This window comes from Jatrophihabitans cynanchi, from assembly GCF_027247405.1.
GTDB classification, from domain to species: domain Bacteria; phylum Actinomycetota; class Actinomycetes; order Mycobacteriales; family Jatrophihabitantaceae; genus Jatrophihabitans_B; species Jatrophihabitans_B cynanchi.
Genome location: NZ_CP097463.1, coordinates 1,304,567 through 1,315,975 on the forward strand (window position 1 = coordinate 1,304,567; position 11,409 = coordinate 1,315,975).

The 11,409-nt window shown below is 68.7% G+C and carries 9 protein-coding genes; 1 reads left to right on the forward strand and 8 read right to left on the reverse strand.

Annotation, left to right across the window (positions count from 1 at the left end; all coding sequences use genetic code 11):
• Nucleotides 1-165 precede the first annotated feature (165 nt).
• The 4 genes from M6B22_RS06260 to M6B22_RS06275 all read right to left on the reverse strand — a co-directional run bounded on the left by M6B22_RS06260 (nucleotide 166) and on the right by M6B22_RS06275 (nucleotide 5,541).
• The gene (locus tag M6B22_RS06260; protein WP_269444916.1) at nucleotides 166-1,101 is read right to left on the reverse strand and encodes a LysR family transcriptional regulator; all 936 of its coding nucleotides are present in this window, start codon (nucleotides 1,099-1,101) and stop codon (nucleotides 166-168) included.
• Between the two features lie 69 nt (nucleotides 1,102-1,170).
• Complete coding sequence (locus tag M6B22_RS06265; protein ID WP_269444917.1) at nucleotides 1,171-3,285, reverse strand: acetate--CoA ligase family protein; 2,115 nt, start codon at nucleotides 3,283-3,285, stop codon at nucleotides 1,171-1,173.
• On the reverse strand, nucleotides 3,282-4,211 hold the full coding sequence (locus M6B22_RS06270) for a 3-keto-5-aminohexanoate cleavage protein (protein ID WP_269444918.1): 930 nt from the start codon (nucleotides 4,209-4,211) through the stop codon (nucleotides 3,282-3,284). The genes M6B22_RS06265 and M6B22_RS06270 overlap by 4 nt, the downstream gene beginning before the upstream one ends.
• 79 nt (nucleotides 4,212-4,290) lie before the next feature.
• The gene (locus M6B22_RS06275; RefSeq protein WP_269444919.1) at nucleotides 4,291-5,541 is read right to left on the reverse strand and encodes an amidohydrolase family protein; all 1,251 of its coding nucleotides are present in this window, start codon (nucleotides 5,539-5,541) and stop codon (nucleotides 4,291-4,293) included.
• Between the two features lie 216 nt (nucleotides 5,542-5,757).
• Between M6B22_RS06275 and M6B22_RS06280 the strand changes: the two genes are divergently transcribed.
• Nucleotides 5,758-7,122 carry an FAD-dependent oxidoreductase gene (locus tag M6B22_RS06280; protein WP_269444920.1) on the forward strand — a complete coding sequence of 455 codons (1,365 nt, stop codon included), beginning with the start codon at nucleotides 5,758-5,760 and terminating at the stop codon, nucleotides 7,120-7,122.
• A gap of 222 nt (nucleotides 7,123-7,344) precedes the next feature.
• On the opposite strand, the gene M6B22_RS06285 is transcribed toward M6B22_RS06280, so the two are convergent.
• The 4 genes from M6B22_RS06285 to M6B22_RS06300 form a co-directional block, all read right to left on the reverse strand.
• Complete coding sequence (locus tag M6B22_RS06285) at nucleotides 7,345-8,028, reverse strand: transposase (RefSeq protein ID WP_269444921.1); 684 nt, start codon at nucleotides 8,026-8,028, stop codon at nucleotides 7,345-7,347.
• Nucleotides 8,029-8,711: 683 nt separating this feature from the next.
• Nucleotides 8,712-9,101, reverse strand: a complete 390-nt coding sequence (locus tag M6B22_RS06290; protein ID WP_269444922.1) for a VOC family protein — start codon at nucleotides 9,099-9,101, stop codon at nucleotides 8,712-8,714.
• Complete coding sequence (locus M6B22_RS06295; protein ID WP_269444923.1) at nucleotides 9,101-10,747, reverse strand: thiamine pyrophosphate-binding protein; 1,647 nt, start codon at nucleotides 10,745-10,747, stop codon at nucleotides 9,101-9,103. Before M6B22_RS06295 ends, M6B22_RS06290 begins: the two co-directional genes overlap by 1 nt.
• On the reverse strand, nucleotides 10,744-11,343 hold the full coding sequence (locus tag M6B22_RS06300; protein ID WP_269444924.1) for an SRPBCC domain-containing protein: 600 nt from the start codon (nucleotides 11,341-11,343) through the stop codon (nucleotides 10,744-10,746). The genes M6B22_RS06295 and M6B22_RS06300 overlap by 4 nt, the downstream gene beginning before the upstream one ends.
• Nucleotides 11,344-11,409 lie beyond the last annotated feature (66 nt).

Sequence of the window (11,409 nt, forward strand, 5' to 3'; positions counted from 1 at the left end):
GTGCCTGCCGGCCCTCGTTGGCCCTCGACAGCAGTGAACTCCGGCGCTCCTACGCTGTCCAATGCAAGTTGGACCGCGACACATGCGTTCGGCGCATGGCGGTTCTCGCACCGCAGGTGATCGCCGAAGCCCGACCGCGCCAAATGCACTCGGCCTCCCCGCGACTCAATCTCCCGGGAACTTGCCGACGGCAGCTCGTTTGAGCAACGCGATGAGACGGTCGGCGACCACCCGCGCGAGCGGGCTCAGGGGCGAACTCTCGACCGTCACGAGGCAGGCCTCCAGGTTGGCCCGGTCGCTCGGTAGCTGAACCGGGAGCGCGACGAGGTCCGCGGCCCACCGGGATCCGGACAGCAGCACCGGGGCGAGGACGAGCGCGTCCGAGCGCCCGCCGATCTCCGCGAGCAGGCGGTAGTTGTCCGCCTCGAGACTGGGGATCTGCAGGCCGAGCGAGGCCAGCACGGTGTCGTCCAGGATCCGTCGGATGGGACTCGACCCGATGACCGGGTAGCGGCCGAGTTGACGCGCGGAGAAGTCCGAGCCCCGGAGCAAGGGATGGTCCTTGCGCACGAGCAGACCGTAAGTCGGAGCCATGCTGACGCTCTCGATGCGCAGCCGGCTCGAGACGGCGAACTCACTAGCTCCCGGCCAGGTTCCGCCTACGTAGAAGGCGATCTCACCGTCGAGCAGCAGTCGACGCAAGGCCGCGTCGTTGTCCACCCGGACGACGGCGCGCATTCGTTGCGCGAACACGAGGTCGGCCAACTCGGGGAGATAGAGGTTGGCAGCGAGTGGCCCGAGTCCGAACGAGACGGAACCGGCGCCCCCGGAGCTCACCACGCGCAGCTCTGACTCCAGTTCCTCCGATCGCCGCACGAAGTCCTCGGTTAGGGCGATGAACTGCAGCCCGGCCCGCGTGAGAATGGCCCCCGAACGGCTCCGGTCGAAGATCTTGATGCCGAACTGCCGCTCGGTGGCCTGCACGCTTCGCGTCAGAGCCGGCTGCGACATGTTGATGACCTGGGCAGCGCGCACGAAGCTCCCTTCGCGCGCGACCAGAAGCACGTGGCGGAGCCGGGGCAGGTCGATCACGCGTGCCATCCCGTCGATCGAAGCGTGCCGCCACGCTACAGGGAACTACGCCCAGTGCCTCGATAGCGGCGCACGTGATCAGTGAATGACGGCCGACGGCGCACTCTCGATCACCAGGGCGTCAAGTGCGCTGATACCGCCATCGGTATCGATCCGGACCGGGTTCACGTCGAACCCGGCGATCGTGGCCGTCGCCGCGAAGGCAGCCGATATCCGGGCAACGGTCTCGACCAGCGCGGCGAAGACCGACGGCCGATCCTCGGCCAGCAGCCCTCCGGGCAGCGTGCGGCGAAGTGCCCGACTGACCGCCCCTTCGCTGAGTGGCGCCGGCAGAAGCGTGGTGTCCCCCATTGATTCGGCGAACCAGCCGCCCGTACCGATGCCGACGACCGGACCGAAGCGCGGTTCGGCTACCCCTCCCACCAGCAGGTCCAACCCGTCAACGGCCGCGCGCTCACAGACGACGCCGTCGAAGTCGGGCAAGGTGGCACCCCTATCGGCGAGATGCTCCCAGGCCCGCACCGCGCCGTCCGCCTCCGTGATACCCAGCTTCACCAGACCGGCCTTGAACTTGTGCGGAGTCGCAGCCGACGATGCCTTGAGCACCACCCGGGGTCCTAGCTGCGCGAACGCCTCCCGGACGTCGCCCTCGTCGTGCACCACGACGGCCTCGACCAGTGGGACCCCAATCTGCTGCAGAACCCGCCGTGAATCGATGTAGCCGAGAACCGCGCCCGGTTCGCGGGGCGACAAGGTCCATCGTCGGGCCGCCGCCAGCCGGTCCGCGGCGTGCCCACCCGCGAGCTCCCAGCGATCGAAGACCGCGTGCAGAGCGCTTACCGCCTGAGGCAGGCCGTCGAGCGTCAGCACGCCGGCGTCCTCGAGCAGCCGGCGCGCCGTCTCGCTCTCGTTTCCGGCCAGGTAGGTCGACACGAGAACTCTCCCGGCCAACCCCTCCCTGCCGCCCAGCCCGGCCAGCAAGGGCGGGATGACCTGGTGCGCCGCGACGTCCTGCAGCGTGGGCAGCGCGACAAGGATGCCGTCGTACCGTCCCTTACGGTCGAAGACCTGGACGACCTCACGGAACAGTTCGGGTTTGGTGAGCATCTCGCCGGTCGGATCGAGCGGGTTCCCCGCCCGGCCGAGGGACAACATGCTCGAGATGCGCGCCTCGTCCTCAGGGTCGAGCGCCGGGAGCTCGAAGCCGGCGTGCTCGGCCGCGTCGGCCGCGGCGACCCCGATGCCGCCGGAGATGCTGATCACGCCCAGCGAACGGCGTCCGGAGAGCGGTGCCCGCATGTCCCATCGCGCCAAGGCCGCCGCTGCCTGCCAGAGTGCGTCGACGTCGTCCACGACCGTCACCCCGAGCTCGCGGGCGACGGCGAGCTCGACGTCGTGCGAGCCGGCCACCGCGCCGGTGTGCGTCGCCGCTGCCTGCCGCGCCACGTCTCCGACGCCCATCGCCAGCAGGAGCAACGACTTACCGTGTTCGAGAGCCATCGCGCTACTGGCGATCAGCCGATCGGGATCGATGCCGCTCTCGATCGCGAGCATCACCGTCGTCAGGCCGGGGTCGGCCAACGCGAAGTCAACGAAGTCCCAGACGGACAGGTCGATGGCATCGCCGGTGGCCACGCTGTAACCGATCCCGAGACCGGCCGCCTGAGCCCGGTTGAACACGACGTTGCCGAGCCCGCCGCTCTGCGTCACCAACGCCACCGGACCCGTCCGGAACTCGCGGAGCTGGTTACGAGCCGCCCGAGGGCAGTACGCCGCCGCGACGTTGATCAGCCCCGCGGTGTTCGGGCCCAGGATCCGCAGGCCGCTCGCGGCGATGGCATCCTCGAGGTCCTGTTGCAGTCCGAGAGCGCCGAAGCCGGCTGTCACCACGGTGGCGCTCGAGGCCCGACCCTTGGCGGCGCGAAGCACGTCGGGCACCACGGCCGCCGGCGTGACGACCACGAGGGTGTCGACGGGCTCGCCGAGCGCATCGAGGGTCGGGACACACGGCACCCCGCACAGTGTCTCGTGCCGGGGATTGACCGCGACGATGCGCCCGCGGTAGCCGTGGTCGACGAGATTGACCAGCGACGCGCCGCTCATCGACTCCAGTCGGCTCGATGCGCCGACGACGGCCACGGACGCCGGCGCAAGCAGCGAGCGCACGGCCTCCGTCGTAGCCGGGTCGATCATCGGGCCGCTCCGTCGAGAGAACGGGCGACACCAAGGATGCGCCGCGCGTCGTCGGCGGACGCGACCTGACCGCCCTGCGACCGCACGAGCTCGACCGCTGCGCGCACGACCGATGCATTCGACGCCTCCGGGGCGAAACCTTCGATCGGCGGCGAGCCGAGGCCGACTCGTAGGTGGCCGCCGGTACGGACGGCGTGCTGCTGCAGGCGACGCTCGGTGTCTGCGGCGACTCCGATCGGACAGCAGAACCATTCGTAGGGCATGTCGGCCGGAATCATCGCCCGAAGCCGATCGAGACTCTCCGCAATCGGATCGAGCCCGAAGTGGAAGCGTTCGGTCAGGAACAGGTTCAGCACGACTGGACCATCGACCAGCCCGTTGCGCCACCAGGTGACGATCTTTCGCAGGGTGCCCGGCTCGAAGACTCCGAACAGCGGTTTGAGTTCGAGACGGCGGGCTTCGGCGCAGAACCAGAGCCATTGCGCGAGCGGCGACTCCGGCTCGCCCGCCGATTCGGAGGACTCGAGCTTGGCCATCCAACTCGGCTTGATAGCTCCGGTCCCGGGATCGACATCCATCATGTCGAACAGATGGGGGTCGATCGAAATCAGGTTCATCCCCACCACCCGCTGCACATCAGGAAGGAAACGCCAGCGAGACCGCCCGTTCACGCCGTGCCCTTGCGGTGGGTACCAGTTCAGCGAGTTCAGGTCGGTCAGACCCTGCAGCGCGCTCACGTAGTACGCCGTGTCGTCGGGTGCCTGTCCCCCACTAGGCGTGCGCCCGTGGAAGTGGATCACCGAGGCGCCCGCGCCCAGTGCTCCGGCCATCTCCTGCCGCACCTGGTGCGGCAGGATCGGGACGCCGGGTACGGCGTCGGTACGGACATCCTCGTTGAGGACCGCTTGGATGATTGTCTGGCTCATGACCGCTTTCTGGTGACGACCCGGTGCCGGCGGACGAGCCGTGGGCGGGTGGACGGGGCACGTTTGCCGGTACGAACGATCAGTAGGGGAGCTCGAGCTTGAGCATCCGGATGGCGTTGCCCCGGAGAACCTTCCATCGGTTGAGATCCGATAGGTCCTTCGTCAGGCGCTCGGCGACCTCTCGGCACTCGGGCCAGGTGCTGTCGGCGTGCGGGTAGTCGGTCTCGAACACGACATTGTCGGCGCCGATCTCGTCCAGGCACCGCAGCCCGTGGGCGTCCTCGAACACGCAGGCATACATGCGCTCACGGAACATCTCACTGGGCGGCAAGGTGAGAGCGGACGAGGCGTTGTTCCACGCGCGGTTGTAGTCGAACACGACATCGGCCCGTTCCAGCACGTACGGCAGCCACCCGGCCTGGGCCTCGGCGAAGGAGAGATCGATGTTCGGGTAGGTGGCGAGTCGGCCGGAGAAGATCCAGTCCAGGATCGAGCCCGCAGCGTTCACGAAGGTCAGCGTGTTCCCGACGGCCGCCGGCGCGTCGTCCGACGTGGTCGGCATGCTGGAGCTGGATCCGATGTGCACCTGCAGCACGCTCTGCGTCTCGTCGCAGGCCCGGAAGAACGGATCCCAGTGGTCGGTGTAGATGGAGGGCAGGCCGAGCTTGGTCGGGTTCTCCGAGAAGCAGATCTGATTGACGCCACGAGCCCTGACGCGGTGGACCTCGGCGGCCGCCAGCTCCGGATCCCACATCGGTACGATCGCCAGTGGGACGAGCCGACCGCTCGAACCCGCTGTCCACTCGTCGATGATCCAGTCGTTGTAGGCCTCGACCGACAGCTTGGCGAGGTCCTTGTCCTTCGCGTGCAGGAAGCGCTGTCCGCAGAAGCGGACGAACATGTTCGGAAAACACAGCGATGCCTCGATCCCGGCCGAGTCCATGTCCTTCATCCGCGCGACGGGGTCGTAGCAACCCGGCCGCATTCCGTCGAAGGTGATCGGGTAGGCGATCATCTCGTCCCGGCTGAATCCCGCCGCCGAGCCCAGGCGGATGTTCGGGACGATCGTGCCCTCGTACACCCAGGAGTCGATCTCGGGCGCCGACGGGTCGTCAGTGAACGCCTTCGAATAGTCGTACGAGCCGCCGTTGGTCGCGGCAGCCAGTTCGTCCGGGTAGGCGCGGCCGCGAATGACACGCGGCCCCTCTTCGTGATACTTCGCGGGCAGGCGGTCGGTCCAGAGATTCGGCGGTTCCACGACATGATCATCGACAGAGATGATCTTGGGGAACTCGGAGAGAATCTCAACCGGCGGGTTCGTCTGCTTCATCGAAGTACCAATCTGGTGGCAACGGGGCGCGCGCACACTCGACGCGCGATTAGCCGAATCCTAAGACCATCCTTCTAAATACTCAACTGTATGACATCTAGCCTGCGCACCCGCCGCCACGCGGGGACGGGCCACAGGAGTGACCATGTTCGGTCCAGGCCCTTCCGATGGCGCCGGGGCTGGTCTTGCATCGAACCAATCGTCTAACATTTGCCCGTGACGACCAATCAACTCGCAGTCGACTTCCTCGTAATCGGCGCAGGCATGGCCGGACTGACCGCGGCCGCACGAGCGGCCGCCGCCGGATGCTCCGTCGCGCTGGTGGAGCGGGGGCCGGCTACCGGCGGATCCGCGGCGATGTCCGGCGGCGTGCTGTGGCAACCGGCATCCCGCGAGGCTCTGGCCGCCATCGATCCGCTGGGCGATCCAGCGCTCATCGACGTGTTCTTCGCCCGCTTCCCCGAGGTGCTGACGTGGGTGCGCGGTCTTGGGATCGAGGTCGACGAACCCACCCCCGTGCTCATCTACGGCCTCGGCCGACTCATCGACGTCATCGGTTACCTGCGAGCCTGCGAGCGCCAGGTGACCAAGGCAGGTGGCTGGGTCGTCACCGACGCGACGGTGGACCACCTGATCGTCGACGACGGCGCCGTCATCGGAGCGGCGGTCGTGGACCGCGATGGCAGTTACGACGTGCACGCGACAACGACCCTGCTGGCCACCGGTGGATTCCAGGGCGACGCCGAGACCCGAGCACGCTACCTCGGTGCGAACGCCCGCCGGATGCTGGTGCGCTCCAATCCCGTCAGCGACGGCGCCGGACTGCGCCTCGGCCTGGAGGCCGGAGCGGCGACCTCGCGTCACATGGACGGCTTCTACGGACATCTGATGGTCTCGCCGCTCGAGGTGCTGCGCGAGGCGGACTTCGTGCGGCTCTCGCAGTGGTACTGCATGCAGAGCGTCGTCGTGGGCAAGCTGGGCCACCGGATCACCGACGAGTCGAACGGCTACCCGGTCTGTGCCCAGGCCGCGCTCCAAGAGCCTCAGCCCCGGGTTGCGGTCCTGTTCGACGAGCACATTCACACGACGCTCGCGCAGGCCGCGTCAGGAGCACGGGGGCTGGAGGTGATCGATCGGATCGCCGAGGCCGAGCGAGTGGGCGGACGGGTCGCCGTCGCCGACTCCTGGGCCGACCTGTGCGACTCCGTGTCCGGCTGGGGGTTCGACGCGAAGCAGTGCCTGCGCACGATCGATGCGTACAACGAGGCGATGACGACCGAGGACGGTCGCACCGACCCGCCGCGGACAAACTATCGCCGGCCGCTCACCCAGGCTCCGTTCTACGCGGTCGAGGCGCAGCCGGCGATTACCTTCACTATGGGCGGTCTGCGGATCGATGACAGCACGCGCGTCCTGGACACGCGTGGGGTGCCGATCTCGGGTCTGTACGCGGCAGGCGCCGACAGCGGCGGCACGTTCGCGCATGGCTACGGCGGCGGCCTGGCCCTCGGCTCGGTCACCGGTCTCGTTGCCGCCGAACAGGCCGCGGCCCGCGCCGCATCGCCCGCGGTCCTGCGCTAACTTCAGCCCGCCAGTCAAGTTCGATCTTGGGCGTGCTGGCGCGCACCGGTTGTCAAGACCGGTGCTGAGTGGATGCGCTGGTGTCGTGGCGGGTGGGGGCCGCTGTAGTCGGCTGGCTGATCAGTCGCCCTCGCGGGGCAGGCTTTCGTGTTCGCCGTGAGCGGGCCCGAGCGGGCGGGCGGCAAAGCTAGGTTGCGCCGTCGAGCGGCATAGCGCAGCAAGTCACCGTCCGCTCGGGTGCCTGCCTTGACGGTAGCGCTCTTCGTCGAAGGGCTGCTGGGTGCGCAGCATCCGGTAGGTCAGTCGGCAGGCGTGTCGGGCCAGCGCGACGCGGGCCTGGATGGGAGCCATGCCGCGGGCGCGCAGCTCGGCGTCGCGTTCTGCGAACGGTCCGCAGTACTGGGACAGGCCCCAGGCGATGCCCATGAGTGCGTCGCGGTGTTCGGCCAGTCCGGTGCGCGAGATCCGGCCGGTGCGGTTGATCGTCGCCGACTGATAGCGCGCCGGCGCGAGCCCGGTGGCCGGGTAGAGATGCTCGGCGGTCGGGAAGCCTTCGATCGGCAGGGAGAACGCGGCGAAGCCGACGGCGCGGATCACGCCGACGTCGGGCAGGGTGGTCTGTACCTGCCTGGCGGTGGCGGCCAGCAGCGCCTCGATCTCGGTCTCGACGGCGACGATGTCGGCGCGGATGGCCTGCCAGCGGGCGATGCTTCGGCCCAGCCGTTCGGCCCGCACCGCCGCATCCGGCGGCCGTGGCAGGCACTGCTTCCACCGTTCGGCCCAGTAGCGGGCGTTGCTGGCGAGCAGCCGCCCGGGCGCGCGGGCCTGCAGCGAGCGGGCCGAGGGTGCGCGGCCGGCATAGGCGACCGCGCAGGCCAGCACTGCCTGCCCGGAGCTGTCCTCCAACTCGAGGACCCGTCCGTGGCCCTCTGGTGCGGACAGGCCAGGGCACAGGCGTTGAGCTGGTCGTGCATCCGCTGCTGCGCAATCTTGCGGTCGGCGACCACGCCGCGGCGATAGCGCACCGCTGCCCGCATCGCCTCGACCGGGTCCTCGACCACCGGGCAGCCCTGACCCTGACGGGCCAGATAGGTCAGCGCGGCGCAGTCGCGATCGTCGGACTTGAACCGTTGGGAGCCGAGCTGCGCCCGCGCGGTCGCGGTCTCCGACGGCGCGAACACCCGCACCGCGGACGGGACCGCTGCTCCAACGCGCGCACCCACGGACCATGCAGCGCGCCGGTCGCCTCGATCGCGACCACAGCGCCAGCCGGCCCGGACAAGCGGCGGATCGCCGCGGCGACCTCGTCCAACCCCGCACGCAGCGCCGGCACAGACACCGGCTCGGTAAGCAACGCGGCATCGCCAGTGCTGAACCACACCCGATGCGCCACCTTGCCCGGATCGAACGCCACGACCAACGCCGACCCCGGCAACGCCTGCGCAAGCAACTCCGACACCCTGACCTCCTTCACCCGACAACGTCCTCACGAACGCTGTCAGGGACTCAGGTCAGGAGCTATCAGCGCTCCCGGTCGAGCGGAGTCCGTCGCCGATGCTGTGCACCGGTCGGCCTCGAGCCCTCGACCGCTAGAGCGAGGTGCCCAGCCAGGGGTGCTCGGCGATGTCGAAGACCAGGCCCGACGGTCCCACGAACTTGACCTCGAATCCGCCATCGTCGCCACCTTCGAAGTCGAGGCGGCGGCCGCCATGGGACTGGATGTCATCGGCGGCCTGCTCACCGTCGGAGACGAGAACGCCGATGTGGTGCAAGCCCGTGTAGGCCGGACCCTTGCCGATCTGGTCGCTGCTGAAGTCGACGAAGGCGATGTTCACGGTCCCGTCGGTCACCACCACGAAGCGTCCCAGCGGGTGATCAGCCGGGCCGGCCAACCGCTGCCAACCGAACGTGTCCTCGTAGAACTTGGCGTCCTCGGCCGGCGTCCGAGTCGCAATCGCGATGTGTCGAAGCTTGGCCATCAGTCGCTTTCTCCGAAGTAGAGGGTGCGGTACACCCGGCTCGTCACATTTCTGGAAACGCGAACGTCGATCAGCATCGGGCCGTCGGCGGGGTTCCATCGCCCGATGGCCTCGCGGACTCCACCGGAGGACTCGACCCGAACGGCCGTCCAGCCGAAGGCCTTGGCTATCGCCACCAGATCCGGGCCCGGCTGCACCGCAAGATCGGTCTCGAGGCCGTGCGCGCGCATCTTGTGGAACTCGGCTCCGATCGCCTCGTCGTTGATGACGACCACGCACATCCGCAGTCCGGCCGCGCGGGCCGGCTCCAGCTCCTGGATGTGCATGCGGATGCTGGCGTCGCCCTCGATCAGGATGACCGGACGCTCCTTCAGCGCGGCGGCGAAACCGATCCCGACCGGCAGTCCGTTGCCGATGCTGCCGAAACCGTAGGTCGCGGTGAACGGCCACCGGAAACGTTGCAGATGAGCGATCGCGATCGTCCAGAAGTGACCGGTTCCGACCACGAGAGCCGCTTCGGGAAGGACGTCGTCGATCTCAACCATCACCGCCCGCGGGTCACAACGGTTCGGCTCCAGTGCGATCGGCTTGTCGTCGATCGGTGCGCTGACCAGTCGCTGCTCGACGTCGGCGGCCCAGTCACAGCGGACTTCGGCGTCGGCCAAGGCCTCGAGCAGGCTGCCCGTCACCACCCCGACGTCTCCCTGGACGTAGGCGTCCGCGTACTCACCGGTACCCATCGGGTAGGGGTCGCGGCGGTCGACGTGTACGAACTTAGCCTCGGGAAACATGTAGCCGCGCTCGAGCGTGAACGAGTCGAAGCTCGTCCCGAGTCCGATCACGCAGTCGGCCTGCGCGAACATCTCGACCGCCGTGTGATGGGCGTACAGCCCCGCGATCGCCGCGTTGCGCTTCTCGCCGGCGAACCAGTTCTTCGCCAGCAGGGTCGTGGCGAGCAGTGCGCCCGTTCGCTCGGCCAGCCGAAGCACCAGGTCACGGACATCGCTGTCGACCGCGCCCTTGCCGGCCAGGATCACCGGCCTCGACGAGCCGGCGATCAGGCGGGCCGCCTCAGCCAGCCGATCCGGGTCAGGCGCGATGCGCTGAGCCGATCGGGCCGGCCGATCGACCGTCTGCTCGCCCGCCGACTCGTCGTCCCATTCGTCGTCGGAGGTCAGGCTCGGCGGCACGCCCAGCACGATCGGGCGACGTTCGTCGCGCGCCCGCCGGAACGCTCGCCGCGTGATCTCGACCGCGGTCTCGGCCTCGGTGACGCTCTCGTAGCCGCTCTCGCAACTCAGCACCCACTGTCGCTGGTCGAACGACTGCACGTCTCCGCCGACGCCCAGGTCCCCGACGTACACGACCACCGGCACGTGGAGGCGGGCCGCCGCGACCAGAGCCGTACCGAGCTGCGTGACGCCCGGACCCTGCGTCGCGGTGGCGACACCGACGCCGCCGACGGCCTTGGCCCAGCCGTCGGCCATCGTCACGCCCGGTCCTTCGTGCCGCACGTGGTGGAACCGAACGTGCGGGTGGGCAGCGAGGGCCACGCAGAAGTCCACGTTCCCGTCGCCGACCATGCCGAACACCTCATGGGCGCCCTCGTCGACGAATACCGCAGCGATGTCCTCGAAGACAGTCATCGGACCGATCCATCCAGTTGACGCGCGGCGCCGGGCCGGCGTGAGAAGAGGCGTCTGAGCGCCTGCACGATGCGCTGGAACCGGTTCGTTCGCGAACCCGCTTCGGCGGCGGGGCGTCGGCTGCGATCGGGTTCGGCGCCGAATACGTGAGCGACGTTCTCGACGAAGTCGCGGGTCATCCGTTTCACGAGGTGCTGCCCGCCGGTGCGGGCGAACGGGGCGAGTGGGCCCAGAACCTCGACGCTTCCCTCGACCGAGAGCACACAGCGACTCGCGTCGCCCTCGGTAACGATCCGATAGGTGACCGTCGAGCGTGCCTTCGTGCCGCGCCGATCCGCGCCCTTGGCCACCAGCCGGCCCTCGCGGAGTTCGTCCGAGATCTCCAGGCTCAGTTCACCGACGAAGTCGATCGCGGTTGGTCCCAGCTCGACCCGCATCTTGCCGGTGTAGGCGCCGGACTCGAGGTGGTCCCAGAGTTCGGCGCCGCTGATGCAGTCGGCGACCGCGCCGATGTCCTGGAGGAAGGCCCAGATGCGCTCCGGCGGTTCCGCCAGCTCGATCCGCTCGGCCACTCTGATCTGCGAACGCGCCGCCACGTGTCATCGCCCTTCTCGCCCGCCCTGGGCGAACATTAGCATTCTCAGACAGTATGTCAATTAACT

Coding starts and splice junctions, on each gene's coding strand:
- M6B22_RS06260 (WP_269444916.1), bottom strand. CDS start 1,101: ATGGCACGCGTGATCGACCTGCCCCGGCTCCGCCACGTGCTTCTGGTC.
- M6B22_RS06265 (WP_269444917.1), bottom strand. CDS start 3,285: ATGATCGACCCGGCTACGACGGAGGCCGTGCGCTCGCTGCTTGCGCCG.
- M6B22_RS06270 (WP_269444918.1), bottom strand. CDS start 4,211: ATGAGCCAGACAATCATCCAAGCGGTCCTCAACGAGGATGTCCGTACC.
- M6B22_RS06275 (WP_269444919.1), bottom strand. CDS start 5,541: ATGAAGCAGACGAACCCGCCGGTTGAGATTCTCTCCGAGTTCCCCAAG.
- M6B22_RS06290 (WP_269444922.1), bottom strand. CDS start 9,101: ATGGCCAAGCTTCGACACATCGCGATTGCGACTCGGACGCCGGCCGAG.
- M6B22_RS06295 (WP_269444923.1), bottom strand. CDS start 10,747: ATGACTGTCTTCGAGGACATCGCTGCGGTATTCGTCGACGAGGGCGCC.